The sequence below is a fragment of the Salarchaeum japonicum genome (assembly GCF_049705945.1).
Taxonomy (GTDB): Archaea; Halobacteriota; Halobacteria; order Halobacteriales; family Halobacteriaceae; genus Salarchaeum; species Salarchaeum japonicum_A.
Genome location: NZ_JBNAMV010000004.1, coordinates 2,110,113 through 2,130,928 on the forward strand (window position 1 = coordinate 2,110,113; position 20,816 = coordinate 2,130,928).

The 20,816-nt window shown below is 66.3% G+C and carries 25 protein-coding genes; 8 read left to right on the forward strand and 17 right to left on the reverse strand.

Going from position 1 to position 20,816, the window contains the following annotated elements:
* Positions 1-24: 24 nt before the first annotated feature.
* Together ACOZ4O_RS13300 and ACOZ4O_RS13305 are read left to right on the forward strand one after the other, a co-directional pair.
* Complete coding sequence (locus tag ACOZ4O_RS13300) at positions 25-429, forward strand: SRPBCC family protein (RefSeq protein ID WP_424526022.1); 405 nt, start codon at positions 25-27, stop codon at positions 427-429.
* Entirely contained in the window at positions 426-1,223 is a 798-nt protein-coding gene (locus ACOZ4O_RS13305; protein ID WP_424526024.1) for a carbon-nitrogen family hydrolase, read from the forward strand. Before ACOZ4O_RS13300 ends, ACOZ4O_RS13305 begins: the two co-directional genes overlap by 4 nt.
* Positions 1,224-1,377: 154 nt before the next feature.
* Here the strand turns inward: ACOZ4O_RS13305 and ACOZ4O_RS13310 are convergent, their stop codons facing one another.
* The 3 genes from ACOZ4O_RS13310 to ACOZ4O_RS13320 form a co-directional block, all read right to left on the reverse strand.
* Positions 1,378-1,677: an antibiotic biosynthesis monooxygenase gene (locus ACOZ4O_RS13310; protein ID WP_424526026.1), complete on the reverse strand. Its 300-nt coding sequence runs from the start codon at positions 1,675-1,677 to the stop codon at positions 1,378-1,380.
* An 89-nt stretch (positions 1,678-1,766) separates the two neighbouring features.
* Positions 1,767-3,284 (reverse strand): aldehyde dehydrogenase family protein, encoded by a 1,518-nt coding sequence (locus tag ACOZ4O_RS13315; protein WP_424526028.1) that lies wholly within the window; start codon positions 3,282-3,284, stop codon positions 1,767-1,769.
* A gap of 48 nt (positions 3,285-3,332) precedes the next feature.
* The gene (locus ACOZ4O_RS13320; protein ID WP_424526030.1) at positions 3,333-4,130 is read right to left on the reverse strand and encodes an RIO1 family regulatory kinase/ATPase; all 798 of its coding nucleotides are present in this window, start codon (positions 4,128-4,130) and stop codon (positions 3,333-3,335) included.
* Between the two features lie 87 nt (positions 4,131-4,217).
* Here ACOZ4O_RS13320 and ACOZ4O_RS13325 point away from each other — a divergent pair, with 87 nt between their 5' ends.
* Positions 4,218-5,360, forward strand: a complete 1,143-nt coding sequence (locus ACOZ4O_RS13325; protein WP_424526032.1) for an acyl-CoA dehydrogenase family protein — start codon at positions 4,218-4,220, stop codon at positions 5,358-5,360.
* Positions 5,361-5,397: 37 nt separating this feature from the next.
* Here the strand turns inward: ACOZ4O_RS13325 and ggt are convergent, their stop codons facing one another.
* The gene (gene ggt, locus ACOZ4O_RS13330; RefSeq protein WP_424526034.1) at positions 5,398-7,017 is read right to left on the reverse strand and encodes a gamma-glutamyltransferase; all 1,620 of its coding nucleotides are present in this window, start codon (positions 7,015-7,017) and stop codon (positions 5,398-5,400) included.
* A gap of 97 nt (positions 7,018-7,114) precedes the next feature.
* On the opposite strand from ggt, the gene ACOZ4O_RS13335 reads away from it, so the two are divergent.
* Positions 7,115-8,092 (forward strand): aldo/keto reductase, encoded by a 978-nt coding sequence (locus ACOZ4O_RS13335; protein WP_424526036.1) that lies wholly within the window; start codon positions 7,115-7,117, stop codon positions 8,090-8,092.
* Between the two features lie 167 nt (positions 8,093-8,259).
* On the opposite strand, the gene ACOZ4O_RS13340 is transcribed toward ACOZ4O_RS13335, so the two are convergent.
* The 3 genes from ACOZ4O_RS13340 to ACOZ4O_RS13350 form a co-directional block, all read right to left on the reverse strand.
* Entirely contained in the window at positions 8,260-9,516 is a 1,257-nt protein-coding gene (locus tag ACOZ4O_RS13340; protein WP_424526038.1) for a Glu/Leu/Phe/Val family dehydrogenase, read from the reverse strand.
* 70 nt (positions 9,517-9,586) lie between these two features.
* The gene (locus ACOZ4O_RS13345; protein ID WP_424526040.1) at positions 9,587-10,432 is read right to left on the reverse strand and encodes an HpcH/HpaI aldolase/citrate lyase family protein; all 846 of its coding nucleotides are present in this window, start codon (positions 10,430-10,432) and stop codon (positions 9,587-9,589) included.
* 24 nt (positions 10,433-10,456) lie between these two features.
* Positions 10,457-11,785 (reverse strand): PGF-CTERM sorting domain-containing protein, encoded by a 1,329-nt coding sequence (locus ACOZ4O_RS13350; RefSeq protein ID WP_424526042.1) that lies wholly within the window; start codon positions 11,783-11,785, stop codon positions 10,457-10,459.
* Positions 11,786-11,875: 90 nt separating this feature from the next.
* Here ACOZ4O_RS13350 and ACOZ4O_RS13355 point away from each other — a divergent pair, with 90 nt between their 5' ends.
* Complete coding sequence (locus ACOZ4O_RS13355) at positions 11,876-12,331, forward strand: MaoC family dehydratase (RefSeq protein WP_424526044.1); 456 nt, start codon at positions 11,876-11,878, stop codon at positions 12,329-12,331.
* A gap of 27 nt (positions 12,332-12,358) precedes the next feature.
* Here ACOZ4O_RS13355 and ACOZ4O_RS13360 read toward each other — a convergent pair whose 3' ends face one another.
* Genes ACOZ4O_RS13360 through ACOZ4O_RS13370 form a run of 3 tightly spaced genes read right to left on the reverse strand, consistent with a single transcriptional unit; the run spans position 12,359 to position 13,768 of the window.
* Complete coding sequence (locus ACOZ4O_RS13360) at positions 12,359-12,670, reverse strand: transcription factor S (RefSeq protein ID WP_424526046.1); 312 nt, start codon at positions 12,668-12,670, stop codon at positions 12,359-12,361.
* Between the two features lie 38 nt (positions 12,671-12,708).
* The gene (locus tag ACOZ4O_RS13365) at positions 12,709-12,966 is read right to left on the reverse strand and encodes a DUF5789 family protein (RefSeq protein WP_424526048.1); all 258 of its coding nucleotides are present in this window, start codon (positions 12,964-12,966) and stop codon (positions 12,709-12,711) included.
* A 31-nt stretch (positions 12,967-12,997) separates the two neighbouring features.
* On the reverse strand, positions 12,998-13,768 hold the full coding sequence (locus ACOZ4O_RS13370; RefSeq protein WP_424526050.1) for an enoyl-CoA hydratase/isomerase family protein: 771 nt from the start codon (positions 13,766-13,768) through the stop codon (positions 12,998-13,000).
* 85 nt (positions 13,769-13,853) lie between these two features.
* On the opposite strand from ACOZ4O_RS13370, the gene ACOZ4O_RS13375 reads away from it, so the two are divergent.
* A complete protein-coding gene (locus ACOZ4O_RS13375) occupies positions 13,854-14,333 on the forward strand; it encodes a DUF5797 family protein (RefSeq protein WP_424526052.1) in 480 nt (159 codons plus the stop codon).
* Here ACOZ4O_RS13375 and ACOZ4O_RS13380 read toward each other — a convergent pair.
* Complete coding sequence (locus ACOZ4O_RS13380) at positions 14,330-15,319, reverse strand: DUF5787 family protein (RefSeq protein WP_424526054.1); 990 nt, start codon at positions 15,317-15,319, stop codon at positions 14,330-14,332. The two genes, ACOZ4O_RS13375 and ACOZ4O_RS13380, sit on opposite strands and share 4 nt — an antisense overlap.
* Position 15,320: 1 nt before the next feature.
* On the reverse strand, positions 15,321-15,791 hold the full coding sequence (locus tag ACOZ4O_RS13385; protein WP_424526056.1) for a bis(5'-nucleosyl)-tetraphosphatase: 471 nt from the start codon (positions 15,789-15,791) through the stop codon (positions 15,321-15,323).
* A gap of 125 nt (positions 15,792-15,916) precedes the next feature.
* Between ACOZ4O_RS13385 and ACOZ4O_RS13390 the strand changes: the two genes are divergently transcribed.
* Positions 15,917-16,252: a 30S ribosomal protein S10 gene (locus ACOZ4O_RS13390; protein ID WP_424526058.1), complete on the forward strand. Its 336-nt coding sequence runs from the start codon at positions 15,917-15,919 to the stop codon at positions 16,250-16,252.
* A 122-nt stretch (positions 16,253-16,374) separates the two neighbouring features.
* Here ACOZ4O_RS13390 and ACOZ4O_RS13395 read toward each other — a convergent pair whose 3' ends face one another.
* The 3 genes from ACOZ4O_RS13395 to ACOZ4O_RS13405 all read right to left on the reverse strand — a co-directional run bounded on the left by ACOZ4O_RS13395 (position 16,375) and on the right by ACOZ4O_RS13405 (position 19,036).
* Positions 16,375-17,748, reverse strand: coding sequence for a TcaA NTF2-like domain-containing protein (locus ACOZ4O_RS13395; RefSeq protein ID WP_424526060.1), 1,374 nt, complete (start codon positions 17,746-17,748; stop codon positions 16,375-16,377).
* Between the two features lie 102 nt (positions 17,749-17,850).
* The gene (locus ACOZ4O_RS13400; RefSeq protein ID WP_424526062.1) at positions 17,851-18,249 is read right to left on the reverse strand and encodes an OsmC family protein; all 399 of its coding nucleotides are present in this window, start codon (positions 18,247-18,249) and stop codon (positions 17,851-17,853) included.
* Between the two features lie 76 nt (positions 18,250-18,325).
* Positions 18,326-19,036, reverse strand: a complete 711-nt coding sequence (locus tag ACOZ4O_RS13405; protein WP_424526064.1) for a metal-dependent hydrolase — start codon at positions 19,034-19,036, stop codon at positions 18,326-18,328.
* Positions 19,037-19,135: 99 nt separating this feature from the next.
* Between ACOZ4O_RS13405 and ACOZ4O_RS13410 the strand changes: the two genes are divergently transcribed.
* Entirely contained in the window at positions 19,136-19,864 is a 729-nt protein-coding gene (locus ACOZ4O_RS13410) for a fumarylacetoacetate hydrolase family protein (RefSeq protein WP_424526066.1), read from the forward strand.
* Here ACOZ4O_RS13410 and ACOZ4O_RS13415 read toward each other — a convergent pair.
* Together ACOZ4O_RS13415 and ACOZ4O_RS13420 are read right to left on the reverse strand one after the other, a co-directional pair.
* Positions 19,861-20,220 carry a hypothetical protein gene (locus ACOZ4O_RS13415; RefSeq protein ID WP_424526178.1) on the reverse strand — a complete coding sequence of 120 codons (360 nt, stop codon included), beginning with the start codon at positions 20,218-20,220 and terminating at the stop codon, positions 19,861-19,863. The two genes, ACOZ4O_RS13410 and ACOZ4O_RS13415, sit on opposite strands and share 4 nt — an antisense overlap.
* Positions 20,221-20,254: 34 nt before the next feature.
* Positions 20,255-20,710 (reverse strand): transporter, encoded by a 456-nt coding sequence (locus ACOZ4O_RS13420; protein WP_424526068.1) that lies wholly within the window; start codon positions 20,708-20,710, stop codon positions 20,255-20,257.
* Positions 20,711-20,816 lie beyond the last annotated feature (106 nt).

A 20,816-nucleotide genomic window follows, 5' to 3' on the forward strand; every position in this document is an offset into this window, starting at 1 on the left:
CTCTCAACCCCTCCACGTGAGGGTATGACCGTACGTGTCGAGCGGACGTTCGACCTCGACGCGCCGCCAGAGGACGTGTGGGCGTTCATCGCCGACCCGGCACGCCGCGCGAGCGCCATCAGCGTCGTCGACTCCTTCGACCAGGACGGCGACGTGACCACGTGGCACGTCCGCGTACCCGTCGTGAACCGCACGATTCCCGTCGAAACCCGTGACGTGGAACGCGAGGACGGCGAGTACGTGAAGTTCGTCGGGAAGTCCAAGGTCCTCCGCGTCACCGGCGAGCACCGCATCGAACCCCTAGAGAGTGGGGGGACTCGACTCCACAACGAGTTCGTCGTTGACGGCCGCCTGCCGGGCGTCGAACGGTTCTTTAAGCGCAACCTCGACAAGGAACTGGACAGCCTCCGGGACCGACTGGACGAATGAAACTCGCACTCGCCCAACTCGACATCGAGGCGGCGGCCGTGGACGCGAACACCCAGCGAGCCGTCGACGCCATCGAAACGGCCGCGAGCGAGGGCGCGGACCTCGTCGCTCTCCCCGAGATATTCAACGTCGGCTACTTCGCGTTCGACGCCTACGGACGAGCGGCCGAACCCCTCGACGGCCCGACCCTCACCCGGCTTCGGGACGCCGCGCGCGAGAACGACGTGGCCGTGCTCGCCGGCAGCATCGTCGAAGACCTCGCCACGAGCGACGGCGGCCCCGCAGACGACGGCCTCGCGAACACCAGCGTCCTCTTCGACTCGTCCGGGGAGCGATTGCTCGCGTACCGCAAACGCCACCTGTTCGGCTACGAATCCGCCGAAGCCCGCTTGCTCGTTCCCGGTGAGACCGTGCCGACCGCCGACCTCGGCGGATTCACGGTCGGCGTGACGACGTGCTACGACCTCCGCTTCCCCGAGCTCTACCGCGCCCTCGCGGACGACGGCGTCGACCTCGTGCTCGTTCCGAGCGCGTGGCCCTACCCGCGCGTCGAACACTGGAAGACGCTCCCCCGGGCGCGCGCCATCGAGAACCTCGCGTACGTCGCCACCATCAACGGCAGCGGCAGTTTCGACGACGCCTCGCTCCTCGGGCGCTCCACCGTCTACGACCCCTGGGGTACCCCGATAGCAACCACGGACGACGACCCCGGCATCGTCACCGCCGAGGTTTCGCTCGACCGCGTCGAGGAAACCCGAGCGGACTTCCCGGCCCTGCGCGACCGCCGCCGGTAAACAACCTTATACGGGAGGACGACCAATCACCGCGTGCCGACGCACAGGCGCTTTTCTCGCCGACGTGTCGGCACAAATTGGCGTCCACGTCCGCCACACCGCGTCCACCCCTCTCCCGGCGTCCACCCGCCGGGACCCCACCTCCTCCCGCCACTTACACAACCTCGTAGTGCGCCACTTCGTCCTCCCACCGCGACAGCAACGCCCGTGCCTCCGCGGGAACGTGCGCCGACTCGTACTCCTCGCCCGCGAACGCTTCGACAGCATCGTAGTCCGTGAACCGAAGCACCGTCACGAACTCCACCTCGCCATCGAGTTCGCGCCGGAATACCTCGCCGCCGACACAACCCTCAATCTTCGATTCGGCGTCCGAAATCACGTTCTCCGTCACGAACGCCTCGTACTCGTCCGCATCCGACGGCTCCGTGTACCCGTACCAGACACGCGCAATCATACCCACGCCTCCGTACTCGGGGCTTGTCGAACCACCGAAAGAAAAACCGTGTCGCGAAACCGGCGCGGACCGATACCGGCGCGGACCGATTAGTCGTCTTCCGTTTTGATGTCCGCGCTCAGCCCCTGCGCCATCTCGATGTCCTTGCTGTTGTTGAGCGTCCACGCCGTCCGCTCCGTCACGGCCTCGATGACCTCGCGGGCGCTCGGGTAGCCGTTCCCGGACTTCTTCACGCCGCCGAACGGGAGGTGGACTTCCGCGCCGATGCAGGGGAGGTTGCCGTACGCGAGGCCGACCTCGGCGTTGTCGCGGAAGTAGTTGATCTGGCGGTAGTCCTCGCTGATGACCGCGCCGGCGAGCCCGTAGGGCGTGTCGTTGTGGATTTCGACGGCGCGCTCGATGTCGCCCGAGTACTCCATGAGGGCGACGTGCGGCCCGAACACTTCCTCGCGGATGCAGGAGAGGTCGTCCGCGTAGTCGATTTCGTAGACGAACGGCCCGACCCAGTTCCCGTCCTCGTGTCCGTCAGGGATTTCGTCGGCGTCGAGGTCCGCGCGGTCGACGAGGACGTTCGCACCCTCCTCTCGTGCGAGGGTGTTCCCGGCCTTGATTTTCTCGACGTGTTCGGGTTCGATGGCGGGCCCCATGAACGTCGACTCGTCGAGCGGGTCGCCGACAGCGACCTGCTTCGCCTTCTCGACGAAGCGCTCCTTGAACTCGTCGTAGACGTCCTCGTGGACGACGAGACGTTCGCTGGAGACGCAGCGCTGGCCCGTGGTCTTGAACGAACTCATCACCGCGGAGTGGACGGCGACGTCGAGGTCCGCCTTCTCCGTGACGACGATGCCGTTCTTCCCGCCCATCTCGCACGCCGCGAGCTTGCCGGGTTCGCCGCCGACCTTCGACGCGATTTCGTGGCCGACCTCCGCGCTCCCGGTGAAGAGCACGGTGTCGATGCCGTCGTCCTCCACGATACGCTCGCCCGCGTCGCCGAAGCCCTGCACCATGTTGAACACGCCGTCCGGAATCCCGGCGTCCTCGAACATCTCCGCGATGATCTGGCCGCACCACGGCGTCTGCTCCGCGGGCTTCCACACGACGGTGTTGCCCTCGACGAGGCTGACGGCCATGTGCCAGAACGGGATTGCGACCGGGAAGTTCCAGGGCGTGATACAGCCCACGGTCCCTCGCGGCTTCCGGCGCATGTATGCGTCCTTCGACGGAATCTCCGAGGGGACGACGTCGCCGTGCGGGTGGCGGGCGTTTCCGGCCGCCCACTCGACCATGTGCCAGGCCTCGGTCACGTCGGCCTTCCCTTCCGAGATCTCCTTCCCGCACTCCTTCGTGACGACCTCGCCGAGTTCCTCGTGGCGGTCACGGAGCTCGTGATAGATGTCCCAGAGGTACTCTGCGCGGTCGATGTAGGAGAGGGCTTGCCACTCCTCTTCGGCGGCGTTCGCGGCGTCGATGGCGGCGTCCACGTCCGCGTCCGTCGCGCGTTCGAACTCGCCGAGCGTCTCGCCGGTCGCGGGGTTCCGACTCTCGAAGGTCTCCGAGCCCTCGCCCGAAACCCACTCGCCGTCGATGTAGTGGTTGTAGGTACTCATCTCGGCAAAAACTGCGCAGTCGGAGAGTAAAAAGATAGGGACTTCGCGCTACCCGGCGGCGGCCTCGATCTCTCCCTTCAGCGCGCCGGCGTCGAAGTCGTGGTCGGGGCGGATGTTCACGAAGTCGAGGAACTCCCAGGCGTCGAGGAGGTCCGTGGCGTCGTAGTGTTCGCGCGCGCCGTCGACGGCGACGGACGCGCCGACGAGCGGTTCGAGCACGGCGAGCGCGCACGCGAGGTCGTAGGCGCGCGCCGCGGCCTCGCGGCCCTCGCGAACGTTCGTCGCGTCGATGAAGTAGAGGTCGCCGTCGGAGACGAGGACGTTCTCCCCGCGGAGGTCGCCGTGCGCGACGCCGTGGTCGTGCATCCTGCGCAGACCCGCGAACAGGTCGGGCGCGTACGCGGCGATGTCCGCCTCCGGGAGGTCGTCGAGCGGCGTGAATTCGGGGAGGTATTCGAGGACGAGCACGCCGAACCCGTCGAACTCGAACACGTCCACGGGCTCCGGGACGTTCAATCCGGATTCACGCATGCGTTCGGTGGCGTCGTACTCGTAGGCTGCCATCGCGTACGCGTCCTCGAACTGCTCGAAGAACCCCTCGGTGCCCGAGGAGAATACGCCGAGGTTCCGCATCCCCGTGAAGAGCGCGTGCACGGTCGCGTTCTGCGGCGTCACCACTTTCACGAAGTACTCGTCGTTCACCACGAACGGCGTCGAAAACCAGTTCTCCGCGTCGAGGAACTCCACGCGGACTGGCGACTCGTCGTAGCGCTCGCCGAGCTCGTGGGCGAGGGCTTCCAGTCGGTCCCAGGGGACTGTTCCGCGGACGAACCGCCGCACGCTCATATCCGTATCTGGCCCGCGCGCCCCATAGGTTTCCCGCCTCGTGCGGTCGTCCGGTGTGTTTATACTCCTGCTGGCAAATTTTGACGCATGGATTTCAGCGTCCCCGACGAACACCGGATGATTCGGGACACCGTCCGCGAGTTCTGCGAGGAGGAAATCGAACCCATCGCGCAGGACATCGAGGACGACCACCGATTCCCCGACGAGATTTTCGACGCGCTCGCCGACCTCGACATGCTCGGCGTCCCCGTCTCCGAGGAGTACGGCGGCCTGGGCGCGGACTACCTGACGTACGCGCTCGTCGCCGAGGAACTCGGGCGCGTCTCCGGCTCCATCGGCCTCTCCTACGTCGCGCACATCAGCCTCGCCTCGAAACCCATCGAACTGTTCGGCACCGACGAACAGAAGGAGCGCTGGCTCCGCCCGCTCGCCGAAGGCGACTACCTCGGGTCGTGGGCGCTCACCGAACCCGGGAGCGGGAGCGACGCGAGCGACATGGACACCACCGCCGAACGCGACGGCGACGGCTACCGAATCAACGGCACGAAGCAGTTCATCACGAACGCCTCGGTCGCCGGGTCGGTGCTCGTGAAAGCCGTCACGGACACCGACGCGGGCTACGACGGCATCTCGACGTTCATCGTCGACCCCGACGAGGACGACGGCTTCGAGGTCACGACCGAGTGGGAGAAGATGGGGCTCAACGCCTCTCCGACCTGCGAAATCGCGTTCGACGACGTCTACGTCCCCGGGGACCGCCTGCTCGGGGCTGAGGGCGAGGGCTGGAAGCAGACGATGAAGACGCTCGACGGCGGCCGCATCTCCATCGCCGCGCTCTCCACCGGCCTCGCCGAGGGCGCGTATCAGGCCGCACACTCCTACGCCACCGAGCGCGAGCAGTTCGGCAAACCCATCGCGAAGTTCGACGCCATCCGCGACAAAATCGTGAACATGTACCGCCGCACCGAACGCGCCCGCCTCCTCACCCACAAGGCCGCCACCGAGTACGATAAGGGCAACAGCGTGAGCACGGAGTCCGCGCTCGCGAAACTCGACGCCTCCGAGGCCGCGCGGAAGAACGCCGAGGACGCCGTCCAGACCCTCGGCGGCTACGGCTACACCACCGACTTCGCCCCCCAGCGGTTCTACCGCGACGCCAAACTCATGGAAATCGGCGAAGGGACGAGCGAAATCCAGCACATGGTGCTGGGCCGACAACTCGGCCTGTAAGCCGACGAAGAGAGATGGAGAAACCGCCGAACGCCGCCTAGAAGCCGACCGCCTGGCCGTCTTTTCGCGGGTCGGACCCGCCGACGAGCGTGCCGTCGTCGTCGCGCCAGATGAGTTGGCCGCCGCCCCAGTGGCCGCCGTCGTCGAAGAACGCGTCCTCCTCTATGATGCGGTGGCCGCGGCCTTCGAGGTTCGTCACCACGGATTCGGGGATGCGGTTGGTTTCGAGCGCGACCTGATTGTCTTCCAGCCAGCGGAACCGCGGCGCGTCCAGCGCCGCCTGCGGGTTCAGGCCGGCGCGGAGGTTCGCGACGACTTGGAGGTGGCCCTGTGGCTGCATCGACCCGCCCATCACGCCCCAGGAGGCGCGGAACTCGCCGCCCTCGCGGAGCATCGCGGGGATGATGGTGTGGAACGGGCGCTTTCCGGGTTCGAGGCAGTTCGCGTGGTCGGGGTCGAGGCTGAACGAGTGCCCGCGGTTCTGGAGCGCGAACCCGCCCGTGGTGAGCGCGCTCCCGAAGTTCATGTAGATGGAGTTGATGAAGGAGACGGCGTTCCCGTCGCCGTCGACGACGGTGAGGTAGACAGTGTCCGCGTGGTCGCCCGCCTTCGCCTCGCGGACGCTCGCGCGGTGGCCGATGTCGGCGGCGCGCTCCGCCGCGTACGCTTCCGAGAGCATCGTTTCTAGAGGTATGTCGTACGCGTCGGGGTCGGTGATGTACTCGTAGCCGTCCGCGAACGCGACCTTGACTGCCTCGATGAGGTGATGGAGGCGGTCGGGGTTCGTCGGGTCGCTGGGAAGGTCGAACTCGCTCGCGACGTTGAGCGCTTCGAGCGCGACCGTTCCCTGGCCGTTCGGCGGATGTTCGAGCACTTCGAGGCCGCGGTACTCGGTGCTGATTGGGTCGGTCCACTCGGGGCGATACGAGTCGAGGTCGGAGAGCGCGAGTTCGCCGCCGTGCTCGCGCACGGTCTCGACCACTTGCTCGCCGAGACTGCCGCCGTAGAACGCGCCGATGCCGGCGTTCTGGATGCGTTCGAGGGTGTCCGCGAAGTCGGGGTTACGGAGGGTGTCGCCGGCCTCGTAGGGGTCGCCGTTCTCGTCGAGGAAGGTGTCGGCCGTCTCGTCGTACTCCCGGATTCGCGGCGCGGCGTGCGCGAACTGGCGGGCGACGAACTCGCTCACGGGCACGCCGTCGCGGGCGTACTCGACGGCGGGTTCGAGGAGTGCATCGAGGTCGCGGGTGCCGTAGCGGTCCGCGAGGGCGTCCCAGCCGGCAAGCGCGCCCGGAACGGTGACGGCGAGACCGCCGTCCTCGGGCATCGCGGGGTCACCGTTTTCGTCCGTGGCGTCGGTGCGCTCGCGGTACGTGTCGAGGTTCGCGCTGGCGGGTGCGGGCCCGCTCGCGTTCAGCGCCTCGTACTCGTCGTCGAACTGCGTGAGCGCGAACGCGTCCCCGCCGATACCCGTCATGTTCGGTTCGACGACGTTCAGCACCGCCGCGGTGGCGACCGCCGCGTCCGCCGCGTTCCCGCCGTCCTGAAGCACGGCCAGTCCGGCCTGCGCGGCGACGGGATGGCTGGTCGCCACCATCCCGTTTCGCGCGTGCACGGCCGACCGCCGCGACTCGAACGCCCAAGGGTACTCGAAGTCCATACCGGATTCTCGACGCTCGCCCTCAAAAGTCCACGCGCGACGGACGCGCTTGCCGGGACGCACAAGGGTTCTTCACGACGGCGTGAGACGGTCGCGTATGGAGTACACGACGCTGGGCGACACGGGCATGGAAGTCAGTCGGCTCTGCCTCGGCTGCATGAGCTTCGGCACCCCGGAGTGGCGCGACTGGGTGCTCGACGAGGAAGAGAGTCGAGAGATCATCGAGCGCGCCATCGACCTCGGCATCAACTTCTTCGACACCGCGAACATGTACTCGACGGGAGAGTCCGAACGCGTGCTCGGGTCCGTCCTCGACGACTACGACCGGGATTCGCAGGTCGTCGCGACGAAGGTGTTCCACCCGATGGACCGCGACAATCGCAACTCTGGCGGCCTCAGTCGGAAGACTATCGAGCAGGAGCTCTCGAACTCGCTCGACCGGCTCGGGATGGATACGGTGGACCTCTACCAGATTCATCGCTGGGACTACGACACGCCCATCGAGCAGACGTTGCGGGCGCTCGACGACGCTGTCCGACGCGGCGACACGCGGTACATCGGCGCGAGTTCGATGTGGACGCACCAGTTCGCCGACGCGCTCCGCACGAGTGACGTGGAGAACCTGGAGCGCTTCGTGACGATGCAGAACCACTACAACCTCGCCTATCGGGAAGAGGAACGCGAGATGCTGCCGTACACCCAGAAGGAGAACGTCGGCGTCCTGCCGTGGAGTCCGCTCGCCCGCGGCTTCCTCACTCGCCCCCACGAGGATATCGACGCTACGCGACGCGGAGAGACGGAAGAACACATGTACGAACACCCCTACCGGGAGGGCGGCGGCCTCGAAATCAACGAACGCGTCGAGGAACTCGCCGACGAGAAGGACGTGAAGATGGCGCAAATCGCGCTCTCCTGGGTGCTCCACAAGGACTGGGTGGACGCCCCAATCGTCGGCACCACGAGCGTCGAACACCTCGAAGACGCCGTCGAAGCACTCGACATCAGCCTGAGCGACTCCGACATCGACTACCTCGAAGAACCCTACGAACCCGTGCGGGTCAGCGGCCACCAGTAACGAAAGCGGGTGCGGTGCGGTCGCAGTCAGTTGCGATGCGGTCGGAGTTGCGGTTTCGTTTGTTGTGATGCCGCGGCGGCCGTAGGCCGCCGTCTGCGTCTGCCGACGGCCAGGGTGGGGATTCTGCAAGGGGTAAACGGTCGCCAAAGGCGACCGTTTAGGGCTTGCTAGGGCCAGTTCCCGTTGCCGGTGTAGGCGTCGACGACGCGTTGGATGGCGACGACGTAGGCGGCGGTGCGGAGGCTGGGGAGGTCGAGGGTTTCGTAGGCGTGCGTGAGTTCGTCGAAGGCGTCCGTGATGACGCGTTCGAGTTCGTCGTTGACGCGGTCTTCGGTCCAGGAGAACCGCTGGCGGTTCTGGACCCATTCGAAGTAGCTGACGGTGACGCCGCCGGCGTTCGCGAGGATGTCGGGAACGACGGTGACGTCGCTGTTTTGGAGGACGTCGTCGGCGTCGGGGGTGAGGGGGCCGTTGGCGGCTTCGACGATGACGTCGGCCTGTACGTCGCGGGCGATGTCTTCGTCGATGGCGTTTTCGAGGGCGGCGGGGACGAGGAGGTCGATGTCGAGCGTGAGGAGGTCGCGGTTGGTGAGTTCCTCGGCGTCGTCGTAGCCGGTGACGTGCCCGGATTCGTTCTTGAAGTCCTTGACTGCGACGGGGTTGAGGCCGCTGGGGTCGTGGATGGCGCCGCTCGAGTCGCTGACGGCGACGACGGACGCGCCCTGTTCGTCGAGGAGGTTCGCGGCGATCCAGCCGGCGTTCCCGTAGCCCTGGACGGCGACGGTGGCGTCGGTGAGGTCCTTATCGAGGTAGTCGAACACCTCGCGTGCGGCGAACATGGTGGAGCGGCCGGTGGCTTCGACGCGGCCCGCGCTCCCGCCGTTCTCGGGGGATTTTCCGGTGATGACACCGGGTTCGGTGGTGTTTTCGAGTTTCTCGTAGGTGTCCTTGATCCAGTTCATCTCGCGCTGGCCGGTGTTCACGTCGGGCGCGGGGATGTCCTTGTCCTCGCCGATGAACGGTCGGAGTTCCTTCGCGAACGACCGTGTGAGGCGTTCGAGTTCGCTCGCGGAGTACTCGCTGGGGTCGACGACGATACCGCCTTTACCGCCGCCGTAGGGGATGTCGACGACGGCGCACTTGTACACCATCCACCCGGAGAGCGCTTTCACTTCGTCGCGGGTGACGCCGGGGTGGTAGCGGATGCCGCCCTTGTAGGGGCCGCGGTCGCCGTTGAACTGCGAGCGATAGGCGCGGAACGTCTCGATGCTGCCGTCGTCCATGTCGACGGTGAGGTTCGTTTCGAGCACGCGCTCGGGGTTCTTGAGTCGTTCGAGCACGTCGTCGCTGACGCCGTCGGGAAGGTGGGCGGCGGCGTCCTCTAGCTGCTCCTGCAGGTTCTCGAACGGATTGGACTCGCTCATCGACTGAATCGATTCCTCCGTTCCGAATAAGCGTGGCGGCTCAGGTATGGTAATATGTAATATTAGGAATTTAATTATCGGCGTCGGCGCGGGCGACGACGCGCTCCGCCTGCGCGACGAGCGGGGCGTCTACCATCTCGCCGTCCACCCGGAACACGCCGCGTCCCTCCGCGTCGGCCGCTTCCTTCGCCGCAAGCACGCGCTCCGCCCACTCCACCTCCTCGGGGTCGGGGCTGAACGCGTCATGAATCGGCGCGACCTGCGCCGGATGAATCGCCATCTTCCCGTCGTACCCGAGTCCAGCCGCGAACGCCGTCTCCTCGCGCAATCCGTCGGTGTCCTCAATGTCCGTGTAGACGGTGTCGATTGCGTCCACGTCGGCCGCGGCCGCGGCGAGCACGACGTGCTCGCGCGCGTGCAGGACTTCCGTTCCGTCGTCCGTGCGGGTCGCGCCGATGTCCGCGGAGAGGTCCTCCGCGCCGAACGCCACCGCCGTCACCGCGTCCGCCGCTGCGATTTCTTGGGCGTTCAGCACGCCCGCCGCGGACTCCACGAGCGCGACTACGTCCGCGTCCACGCCGTGTTCGTCCAGCAGGCGTTCGAGCGTCCGCACGTCGTCCGCCGCGGCGACCTTCGGCAGCATCACCGCATCGACGTGGTCGTCCGCAGGTGCGAGCGCCGCCACGTCGTCGTCCGCCGCGATACCAACGGGGTTGACGCGCACGCACACCTCGCAGTCCGGCCGGAACGCCGGCGACGTGAGCACGTCGGAGACCGTCGCACGCGCAACGCTCTTCTCGTCCGGCGCGACAGCGTCTTCGAGGTCGAACACGACCACGTCAGCGCCCGAACCGGGCGCTTTCCGCATCATTTCCGGCTGGTCACCGGGCGTGAACAGGAGACTGCGTCGAACCATACCGCGAAAAAACACCGACGGGGCTTAGTTGTCGCGGCGGGCGAGCAGCGCCACCGAGAGCAGGGCGACGACTGCGACGGCGACACCGAACCCGGACGTACTTCCGCCGGAATCGGTCGTCTCCGTCGTCGTGCTCGTCTCAGTGTCCGTAATCGCGGCCGTCGTCGTGTCTCCCGTCGTCGTGGTCTGGTCGGCGTTCACCGTGGTCTGCGTCGCCGTGCTGTTCTCGGCCACCGCGAGCGTCGCGACGGCCGTCCCGCCGCTCGACTGGTGGTTCACGTCCACCGGGACCTCGTACGTCCCCGCGGCGCCGTTCTCCACGCCCTCGTAGACGACCACTATCTGGTCGCCGAGCGAGAGGTCGTAGTTCCCGCCGAGGCCGACGGTCACGACCTCGCCGTCACCGGAGACGCTCACGCTACTCAGATCGTCGGAGACGTTCACGTCGACGGTCGTCCCCGCGCTGTCGTTCCCGCGGTCGATGCCGATTCTCGTGATGTCGTTCTGGCCGACGTTACTCGCGTCGACACCCGTTCCGCGGTAGTCAATCTGGAACCCGGTCCACGACGAGCCGTCGTTCGCGCTCCCGACGACCGCCATCGCGCCGTGCGTGACGCTCGCGTTCGACGTGGCCGGCATCGACACGACCGACGCGTGGCGCGCGTCTTCAGCGCTCTGGGTCGTCGTAGTCGTCTGGGTCGTTTCCGTTGTCCGCGTGGTGGTCGGGTCGCTCGTCTCGGTTGTCGTAGTCGTTCGCGTCGTCGACGCAGTCGTCGTTTGCGTGGACTGCGTCGTCGTTTGTGTCGTGGTCTGCGTCGTGGTTGTTGTGGTCGTCGTGTCGGATTCGATGGTCAGCGCCGCCGAGGTCTCTCCGCCGCTCGACTGGTAGTTCACGTCGAGTCCGACGGTGTACGTGCCGGCGGGCGGGTTCTGAACGTCCTCGTATACGACGACGACCTCGTCGCCCGAACCGAGGTTGTAGTTCCCGCCGAGACCGATAGTGAGCACGGTTCCGTCGCTGTTCGCGCTCACGCTGCTGAGGTCGTTCGAGATATCGACGTCGACGGTGTCGCCGGGCGCGTCATCGCCGCGGTCGATGCCGATTTTCGCGATGTCGTTCTGGCCGACGTTACTCACGTCGGTCTGTTCGTACGATATTTCGAGGCCGTTCCACGACGCCCCCGCCGCGCTGCCGTCGATGGTGGCGGTGGCGGTGTGCGTCGCGGTCGTCTCCGGCGTGTTCGGGTCGGCCGTGACCGAGCCTTCTGTCGCCGCGACGGCCGCGCCGGTCAGCAGACCGACGGCGACCACCGCGGCGAGAAGCGCGCTCGTGCGCGTCGAGAGCGATGACATATCTATTACAGTATGGATTTCTGACACCGAAAAGGATGGTGGCCGCTCGAACCGACGGGGTTTTTCTCCCGGACTCGCGACCACCCGAGTATGCCCGGGAAGTACTACGAGGAGTTCGAGGTCGGCGAGACCATCGAACACCGGAAGTCCCGCACTGTCAGCGAAGCCGACAACCAACAGTTCTGCGACATGACGATGAACCAGCAGCCGCTCCACCTCGACGCCGAGTTCGCCGGCGACACCCAGTTCGGCGAACGCCTCGTCAACGGCCTCTACACGATGAGCCTCGCCGTCGGCCTCACCATCCCCGACACCACGGACGGCACAATCGTCGCGAACCTCTCCTACGACAACGTCGAACACCCCCAGCCGGTGTTCCACGGAGACACCATCACCGCCCGCAGCACGGTTACCGACAAACGCGAGACCAGCGACGGCGAACGCGGCATCGTCACGATGCACGTCGAAGCCCTGAACCAGGACGACGAGGTCGTCTGCGAGTTCGACCGCACCGCACTCTCACTCAAGAAAGAACACGCCGAGTAGTCGCGCGCCGAGTAACCGCGTCCCTCGTTAGTTGTCGTCCTCGCGCCAGGTGTGTTCGCACTCGGTGCAGACGAAGAAGCGGGTCTCGGACTCGTCCGCGCTCCGAATCTGCTGCATGTACCAGTACGCCTTGTCGTTCCCGCACTCGGGACACCGCGCGTCCGTGGTAGGGAGGCCGGCGTTCTCGCCGTCCGTCTCGATAATGTCGCTCACTTCCTGTTCCTCGGAGAGCACGTAGTTCGCGTCGGGGTCCTTCGGCTGTTTGTGCCCGCAGGAGTCACACACCCAGAGGTCGTCCTCCGCGTGCATCATCGAACCGCAGTCGTCGCAGAATTCCATGCTCGCCTTAGCGAACGTCGTCAGTTAAGCCCCCCGACTCAGCCCTCGCCCTCGGACTGCCCGGGTTCGCCGACGGCTTCCGTCGGGAGGTTGTTCCGGATTTCGGCGTCGAGCATGCTCGGGTCGTCGAACACGTCCTCGTCGGAGCGCTCCACCACGTCCGCGAGCGGTTCCTCGCCGTCCGCGTACTGGAGGACGTAGTCGTCGAGTTCGGCGACTGCGTCGCCGTGCGTGAGCGGATACGGCAGGTCGTCGAGCGCGTCGTCGAGCTCGTTCAACTTGATACGCGTTGCCATACCGGGGAGTCGCGGGCATCCGCCTTAGTTCTTAGTCGAAATCGGGGTCGCGGTCCTCGAGGAACGCCGCCATGCCCTCGCGCTGGTCGGGCGTGCCGAACAGGCCCGCCCAGGTGCGGCGTTCGAAGTCCAGTCCGGCGTCGAGCGTAGTGCGGTGGCTCTCGTTGATGGCTTCCTTCGCCGCGGCGAGCGCGAACCCGGGTTTCTCCGCGAGGTCGCGGGCGAGGCTGTGGGCGTGCTCGTCGAGTTCGTCGTGCGCGATGACGTCGCCGACGAGGCCTTCCTCGTAGGCGTCGGTCGCGTCGATGCGGTCGCCGAAGTAGATCATGCGGCGCGCGGTCTCGTCGCCGACGAGGCGGGGGAGGCGCTGGGTGCCGCCCCAGCCCGGAATCACGCCGAGGTCGATTTCGGTCTGCCCGAGCACGGCGCGCTCGGACGCGACGCGGAGGTCGCAGGCGAGCGCGAGTTCGAGGCCGCCGCCGAACGCGTAGCCGTTGATGGCCGCGATGACGGGTGCGGGGAACTCCTCGATGGCGCGCGTGAGCTCGTGGCCCTTCCGGGCGTACGCCTCGGCCTCCGCGGTGTCGATGTCCGCCATGTAGGACACGTCGGCGCCCGCGACGAACGCCTTCTCGCCGGCGCCCGTGAGCACGACCGCGCGGGCGTCACGGCGCGCCGCGTCCGCGAACGCGTCCCCGAGCGCGTCCAGCGTCGCGGCGTCCACGCTGTTCAGGCTCTCCGGCCGGGTCACCGTCACCGTCGCCACGCCCTCGGCCACGTCGAGTTCGACGAGGTCGCTCATACGTCGAGGCACGGCGACGGACTGCATAACGATTGGGTTCGGGGCTTTCAGAAGGCCGAAATACCCCGGTGGCGAGATACCGGGTATGAGTCTCTCCGCGGAGGCCCGAGAGCGCCTCGCCGACCTCGTGGAACTCCAGCCCACGAAGAACAAGACCCTCCAAGAGCGCTGGGAGATGGAGTCGGGGAGCGACGTCCACCAGTACCTCGAGGGCGAACTCAAGGACTACTACTACCGCGACGAGGACAGCCTCATCCGCGCGACGGCGGAGGCCCGCGCCATCGTCACTGGCGAGGAAGTCGGGGAGGACGACCCGCTGCGCGTCCACCTCAGCGACCTCGAACAACACATTCTGGAGGTACTCGCCGGTCCCGAGGAGCGCTCGCAGAGCGTCGTCAGCGTCCTCCACGACCTCGAAAGCGAGTTCGGCGAAGAGTTCGACACGGGCGAGGTGCGGCGCGCGCTCCGCACGCTCGAACGCAAGGGCGTCGCCGACCTCATCTACCGCACCGTCCCGACGTTCCGCCTCGCCGTCCCCCGGAACGCCGTCGAACTCACCGACTAACGCCCGCGCTCGCGCTCCCGGCGCTCGTCCAGCACGCGCTTGACGGTCTGTCCCGGCCCGCCCTCGATGGGCCAGCCCAGTTGTCGCCACTGCGGGGGTTCGGGCGAGAACTCGGCACACGACCCCGAGCACTCGCCAGCGGTCTGTTCTCTGTTCTTCGCGTGACAGTACGGCACGTACCCATCTCCGTCCCGCTTCAGGTCGAAGTGGCGGCAGTCCGGCCGCATCGTGTCCACGTAGGACCGCCAGCCGCGCTCGTACGCGCGCTCGGCGAGCCACGCCCGAAGCTTCGATTTTCGCGCCGCCGTGACGTACTCGAACTCACAGACCTCGCTTCCGCGGTCGAGGATGCGCGTGCCGGGCTGTTCCGGGGTAAGCGCGCGCGGATGCCACCGCACGTCCAGCGCGCCGTCCTCGAACACGAGGATGCCCGCTTCGACCGGCATCTCCTCGTACAGCACGCGCTCGCCGGACTCGGTTGCGACCCAGACCTCGTCCGCGAGGCCGAGCGCCACGTCGCGCTCCAGTTGGTCGGAGAGCGCTCGCGCCGCCGACGCGTCGAGGTCTGGCTTGTTCTCCACCGCGATGATGCGCTCCAGCCAGTCCGGATACGCCTGTTTTCGGTGGAGTTCGATGCGGCCGCTACGCTTTCGCTTTTCGAGCACGCCCCGGGCCGCGCCGCGGTGGATGGTCTCGCGGACGTACCGCCAGGGAACCTCGCCCTCGGGGAGCGCGTCCCGGTAGTACTGCCAGTCCGCGGGCGCGTGCTGGCACACGAACAACAGGTTCGGGTCGAGTCGCTTCCCGCCGAACTGCGCGCGCTCGGCGAACCCTTCGGGGTCGACTTCGAGAATCAGCGTGTCCCAGCGCCGCCGCTTGGTCCCTAACTGCCGCGCGACGAAGAACTCGGTGTCGCGGTCGCCGAGCGGCCACTGGGATTCGAGCGCGGCGCACACGCGGAGTTCGAAACTGAACTCCGCTGGCACGCTACCCCTCCTGTTCGACGCCCGCCTCGCCGTCCGCGTCGGCGTCGTCCACGATTTCTTCGTCGATGAACTCGTGAGCGTCTCGGAGGATGTCGCGCGGCCCGTCCTGCGTGATGGTGTTTATCGCCTGTTCGTAGTCTCGCCACTGGAGGTCCGAGTGTTCGCTCGACAGTTCTGCCGAGGCCTCGTAGGACTTCGCGATGAACAGGTGGACCGTCTTGTGGATGCGGTCTCCACCTGCCTCGAACACGTAGTCGTAGTCGTCGCGGAAGCCGTCGAGGAGTCTGAAGTCCTCGATACCGGCTTCCTCCTGGACCTCACGGATGGCCGTCTGCTGGAGTTCTTCGTCCCCCTCGACGCCGCCCTTGGGAAACTCCCAGTCGCCGGGGCGGCTCTTGAGGAGGAGGTATTCGCGCCGGTCTCGCGTATCCCGAAAGAGGATCGCACCGGCGCTGGTTGCTTCAACCGTCATTACGTATTGTTACTGGACTCCGGGTTAAGTGAATGTCGGACCCGCGCGACCCGGTAGCACGCCAGCGCGAAGGCACACTACTTTTTACTGTGGACTGCATCGTACCGTATTACCCAGTTCCAGCCATGACCTTCGTAACTAAGCTCACGTTCACGAGCGGGGACCGAGACACCCTCGAACGGGTCGTCCGGGACATCCGCGACAACGTACGACGAAAAGGCGCACAGATCAAGGGCCCGCACTCCGACACCCCCGAGAACTTCTACGTCTCCCAGTACAAATCACTCGACGGCGACGAGTCCGATAAGTATAGCTCGTGGAACTACACGGTCTACCAGCGCCGTCTCGAAATCCACGGCCACGACGACCTCGCTCGCCGCGTCATGGAACGCGACCTTCCTGCCAGCATCCGCATGGAAGCGGACATCGAACGCGTCAAGACGGTCGGCTCCACGGCATAATTCTCCGCGCTCTCCACCGCTCACTGAGGGCTGGCCTCGCCGATTCTCGATATTCCCCGATAGCGCGCGGAAAACAGCTGTGTGCGGACGCCACACCCCGATACGGGACGACTGCCGTTCCGCTAGATTTCTGCGACGACTTCGTCCCAGACCATGTGACACGAGTCGTTCTGCCAGCCGCGCTCGCCGGTGAACCCGCGAACCTCGATGGAGGCGACGTTGCGGCCGCGTTTGAGCGGTCGAGACTGCGTGACCGACTCGCCGGACTCGGGATGGACGAATCTGACGAGCGCCGCGCTCTCCTGCCAGTCGAACTCGACGCTCGTCGTTACCCAGGTCTCGTATCCAACGCCCTGATGGACCTGTGAGAGCCCGTTCGCGTCGTCTACTACCCATTGGGGATTGTTGGTGGCGAACCCGATTTCGACTTCGCCCCGTTCGTTTAGCAGTCGGATTCCGCCGCCCCAGCTCGCGTCGCTTTCCTGCCAGGCGTACGCGAAGCGACCGAGTTGTCGTGTCTCGGGAAGGGCGGCCGTCGCGATGCGAGTCACGTTACTGCTGGCGGACATGAGCGCGCTGTATGTGTCGCGGTAGGCGACTGCGTCCGTCCGCGTCCATCGGTCGTCGTCGACCTGCCAGGCGCTCAGGTTCTCCTCGAACCCATCGTGGAAGTGCGTCTCGCGGTTCGAGGTTGTCGTCGTCTCCGTCTCGGTCGGCTGTTCTCGCCCTTCGGTGAGCGTCGTAATCTTCCACGCGCCGTCGTGCGTGCGGAGTTCGAACGTCACCCACGTCGTTCGCGGGTCGGAACTCCCGTCCTCGTAGATGATTCGTAGTCGAGCGTAGACGACCGCGTCCGTCTCACTCTCACTCGCCACCTCCATTTCGAGGATGTCTATGTCGTTGCTCTCGACGTTCTGTCGGACGTTCTCTCGGAGCGATGAGTCGGGGTGGATGACGCTCCGGGCGAGTTGGGCGTCGTCTTGTCGGTTCGCTCGCGCGAACGTCTGAATCGTCCGCCGCGGGTCGCCGTCGGGATAGGTCGTAAGCGATGTCGTTCGCGTCGAGGTAGTCGTGGGAACGTTCCGGCCCTGTTCTATCTGCCAGACCTTCCACTCGCCATTGTACTTTCGCAGTTCGAAGGTGTACGTTGCCGTATTCGATTCGCTACTCCCGCTCTCCGAGGTGACTGTCGCAGTGACGTAGGCTCCGTCCGCGGATTGACGGGCCACGTTCGCGTCCGTCACCGTAATCGTCGCCGATTCCACGGTGGACGTGCTTATCGAACCGCTCATCGGCGACTCGGGGTGAATCATCTGCGTCACGAGGTCGATGTCGTTCTCACGGTACCCCCTGGCAAGCGTCTGAATCGCCTCCGTCGGGCCGCTACTGTTACTTCCGGTCAGTTGTTCACTACAGCCAGCGAGCGCGCCGGCGGTCGCGAGACCTGCGGCCGCCTTGACGAACTGTCGTCTGTCCGTCCCGGGTTCTCGTTGCATACGCAGTCCCATCTACAAACCTACAAAAAGACACCGGTGGTGGCGAACCGACCGGTACGAGAGTCCTCTTCGATACCCGCGAGACCCGAAGAAAGAAGCGCGTTAGAAGGCGTCCGCTTCCGCCGTGATGTCCGCGTGGAGTTCCTCGCGGAGGGCGGAGTGGACGTGACAGATGTCTTCGCCGCGCGCGACGATGTCGTCGAGGTCGTCGTCGGGAACGTCGGATTCGACCTTGATGTGGAAGCGGATAGCTTCGAGGTCGTCGTCGTCGTCGAGGTCGGCTTCGGCACCGATTTCGACCTTGCCGAGGTCGTCGTAGCCGCGCTGCTGGCCGCCGACGCGGAACGCCGGGATGTAGCAGGACGCGTAGTCCGCGACGAGGGTGGCGTTGGGGTCAGGGCCTTCCTCGCCGGTGGCGTCGACGGTGAGTTCGAAGTCGCCGATTCGCGAGCGCGTGACGAAGCCCTCCTCGGACGTGCTGGTGATGTCGATGTCCGTCATTGCGTTCGAGTGGTCGCCCGGAAAATAGGTAAGCGTTGTCCCTTCGGTACGCGCGGCCTCCACTCGCGGGCGGCCCCTACAGGGTGAAGGTCTCGTCGCCGTCGAGTACGTGTACGTCGGCGTCGCTCCCGGTGGCTTTGACCTCCCGCACGAAGTCGTCAGTGTCGATTTCGATGGGCGGGAAGGTGTCGTAGTGCATCGGGAACGCGTGGTCGACGTTCAGCCAGTCGACGGCGACGGCGGCCTGCCAGGGACCCATGGTGAAGTGGTCGCCGGCGGGGACGGCCGCGGCGTCGGGTTCGAGGAAGGGCGCGATGACGTCCTTCATCTCGGAGTGGAGGCTGGTGTCGCCGGCGTGGTAGAACGTCGTGGAGTCCTCGTCCGAGACCTGCGTGGGTTTCGTGTCCGAAATCACGAACCCAGCGGGCATTCCGCCCGAGGCGCCGTAGTCGGTGTCGATGCCGTTCGAGTGGTCGGCGCGCACCATCGTGACGAAGGCGTCACCGGCCTCGAACGTGCCGCCGAGGTTCATGCCGGTGCCGTCCTCGACGCCGTACTGGTCCGTGAGATAACTGATGATTTCGGGCGTCGAGACGAACTGCGCGCCGCGGAAGCGGTCCGCGTCCGCGATGTGGTCCGCGTGCCCGTGCGTGACGAGAACGTAGTCGGGGTCGAGCTCCTCCGGGTCGGTGTCCGTCTTCGGGTTGTCGAAGAACGGGTCGATGAGGATGCTCGTGTCGCCGACTTCGACGCCCCAGGTCGCGTGGCCGTACCAGGTGAGTTCCATTGCGAGTGGAAGTACGGACGTGCCGCCCATAAATCGTACCGCCGACTCGCGGTCCGCCGTTTCCACAACCCTTACGCCCCGCGTCTCGAACGCGTACGTATGCATCACGTTCGATTCCGCGACCCCGCGGGTGCAGTTCGAGACGGCGAGTACCACGGCGACGAAGTGTCATTCGGCGGCCGTACCTACGACATCGAGGACGTGGAACTCCTCCCGCCGACCGACCCGTCGAAGGTCGTGTGCGTCGGCCGGAACTACGCGAAGCACGCCGAGGAGCGCGGCGAGGATGTTCCCGACCGCCCGCTTCTCTTCCTGAAGCCGCCAAACGCCGTCACCGGCCCCGGTGCGACCGTCACGCTCCCCGAGGGGAAGTACTGCGAGCACGAGGCCGAACTCGCGGTCGTCATCGGCGAGCAGGCGAAGAACGTCGACGCCGCGGACGCCGAGGAGTACATCGCGGGCTACACGGTCGCGGACGACGTGTCGAACCGCGACGACCAGGACGAGGAGAAGAACTGGGTGCGCGGGAAGGCGTTCGACGGCGCGTGCCCGCTCGGCCCCGTGCTCGCCGACCCCGAACACCTCCCCGAGGACGCGTCGATTTCGCTCCGCGTGAACGGCGAAACGCGACAGGACTCCAGTATCGAGCACTTCATCTTCGAGATTCCGGAACTCATCGAGGAAATCACGAGCTACCTCACGCTCGAACCCGGCGACGTGGTCATCACGGGCACGCCCGAGGGCGTGAACGAACTCACCGACGGCGACCGCGTCGAGGTCGAAATCGAGGGCGTCGGCACCCTCGAACACACCGTCGAGCGCGCCTAGATTCCGGGGACGCCGAACGCGTCGAACTCGTTCGGGAACACGCCGAAGGTTTCTGCGAACGCGAGCACGACGACCAGCGTGACCCACGCGACGAGCGTGATGAGCGCGGCGTTCACCCAGCCGCCGGGGTAGCGCGTCTTCACGACCCAGAGGTAGGAGAGGAAGACGAGAATCGGGCCGAGGAGGGGAACCCACCCGAAGAAGAACGCGACGATTGTCCAGACGATTGCGCCGACGAGCGCGGTGACGACGGCGTGGCTGTAGTCGTCGACGCCGGCGACGATTCGCCCGCCGGCGTAGATGCCGAACCCGCCGACGAGGAGACTGACGACGAACAGGACGAGACCGCTCGTGATGTCTACCATGACGGGAAAAACGAACGCCGGCTACTTAAACGAGGTTGCCGGCGAGCGCGGCGGCGTCGAGCAGGAGAAGGACACCGACTAGGGCGGCGCCGAGGAGGAACGGTCGCGCGTTCTCTGCGGGCGTCCGGACCTTCTCGGAGTCCGTCGCGTCCTTCAGCCGGGAGACGCCGACCTCGACGAGACCGGTGAGGACGAACCAGAGGACGAGCATCGTGAGCACGAGGTGGCTGTTCGGGTCGTCCGGGAACCGGCTCGTGTAGTCGAGAACGACCCAGAGGCCGAGGCCGGAGAGGAGCATCAGCGCGCTCGACAGACGGTTGAGAACGCCGAGCTTGCCCGCGAGGGCGGCGAGAACGCCGGGTGAGGCGTCGCCGGAGCGGCCGAGCGGGACGACTGCGTACGCCGCGAACAGGACGCTGCCCGTCCAGAGCGACGCGAACACCAGGTGGAACGCGTACAAGGCTGTCTCGGTGAGTGCCATACCCATCCTGGGGACGGCGGCGACTTGAAACCCGCCGGGACTCGCTCAGTCGGCGAGGACGACTGGCTGTAGGGAGGCTTAAGGCCGCCCGGGCGCTCGGTCCACC

Bases quoted from the DNA above. Each gene is read 5' to 3' on its own strand.
- ACOZ4O_RS13300 (WP_424526022.1), top strand. From the start codon at position 25: ATGACCGTACGTGTCGAGCGGACGTTCGACCTCGACGCGCCGCCAGAG.
- ACOZ4O_RS13305 (WP_424526024.1), top strand. From the start codon at position 426: ATGAAACTCGCACTCGCCCAACTCGACATCGAGGCGGCGGCCGTGGAC.
- ACOZ4O_RS13310 (WP_424526026.1), bottom strand. From the start codon at position 1,677: ATGATTGCGCGTGTCTGGTACGGGTACACGGAGCCGTCGGATGCGGAC.
- ACOZ4O_RS13315 (WP_424526028.1), bottom strand. From the start codon at position 3,284: ATGAGTACCTACAACCACTACATCGACGGCGAGTGGGTTTCGGGCGAG.
- ACOZ4O_RS13320 (WP_424526030.1), bottom strand. From the start codon at position 4,130: ATGAGCGTGCGGCGGTTCGTCCGCGGAACAGTCCCCTGGGACCGACTG.
- ACOZ4O_RS13325 (WP_424526032.1), top strand. From the start codon at position 4,218: ATGGATTTCAGCGTCCCCGACGAACACCGGATGATTCGGGACACCGTC.
- ggt (WP_424526034.1), bottom strand. From the start codon at position 7,017: ATGGACTTCGAGTACCCTTGGGCGTTCGAGTCGCGGCGGTCGGCCGTG.
- ACOZ4O_RS13335 (WP_424526036.1), top strand. From the start codon at position 7,115: ATGGAGTACACGACGCTGGGCGACACGGGCATGGAAGTCAGTCGGCTC.
- ACOZ4O_RS13340 (WP_424526038.1), bottom strand. From the start codon at position 9,516: ATGAGCGAGTCCAATCCGTTCGAGAACCTGCAGGAGCAGCTAGAGGAC.
- ACOZ4O_RS13345 (WP_424526040.1), bottom strand. From the start codon at position 10,432: ATGGTTCGACGCAGTCTCCTGTTCACGCCCGGTGACCAGCCGGAAATG.
- ACOZ4O_RS13350 (WP_424526042.1), bottom strand. From the start codon at position 11,785: ATGTCATCGCTCTCGACGCGCACGAGCGCGCTTCTCGCCGCGGTGGTC.
- ACOZ4O_RS13355 (WP_424526044.1), top strand. From the start codon at position 11,876: ATGCCCGGGAAGTACTACGAGGAGTTCGAGGTCGGCGAGACCATCGAA.
- ACOZ4O_RS13360 (WP_424526046.1), bottom strand. From the start codon at position 12,670: ATGGAATTCTGCGACGACTGCGGTTCGATGATGCACGCGGAGGACGAC.
- ACOZ4O_RS13365 (WP_424526048.1), bottom strand. From the start codon at position 12,966: ATGGCAACGCGTATCAAGTTGAACGAGCTCGACGACGCGCTCGACGAC.
- ACOZ4O_RS13370 (WP_424526050.1), bottom strand. From the start codon at position 13,768: ATGAGCGACCTCGTCGAACTCGACGTGGCCGAGGGCGTGGCGACGGTG.
- ACOZ4O_RS13375 (WP_424526052.1), top strand. From the start codon at position 13,854: ATGAGTCTCTCCGCGGAGGCCCGAGAGCGCCTCGCCGACCTCGTGGAA.
- ACOZ4O_RS13385 (WP_424526056.1), bottom strand. From the start codon at position 15,791: ATGACGGTTGAAGCAACCAGCGCCGGTGCGATCCTCTTTCGGGATACG.
- ACOZ4O_RS13390 (WP_424526058.1), top strand. From the start codon at position 15,917: ATGACCTTCGTAACTAAGCTCACGTTCACGAGCGGGGACCGAGACACC.
- ACOZ4O_RS13395 (WP_424526060.1), bottom strand. From the start codon at position 17,748: ATGCAACGAGAACCCGGGACGGACAGACGACAGTTCGTCAAGGCGGCC.
- ACOZ4O_RS13400 (WP_424526062.1), bottom strand. From the start codon at position 18,249: ATGACGGACATCGACATCACCAGCACGTCCGAGGAGGGCTTCGTCACG.
- ACOZ4O_RS13405 (WP_424526064.1), bottom strand. From the start codon at position 19,036: ATGGAACTCACCTGGTACGGCCACGCGACCTGGGGCGTCGAAGTCGGC.
- ACOZ4O_RS13410 (WP_424526066.1), top strand. From the start codon at position 19,136: ATGCATCACGTTCGATTCCGCGACCCCGCGGGTGCAGTTCGAGACGGC.
- ACOZ4O_RS13420 (WP_424526068.1), bottom strand. From the start codon at position 20,710: ATGGCACTCACCGAGACAGCCTTGTACGCGTTCCACCTGGTGTTCGCG.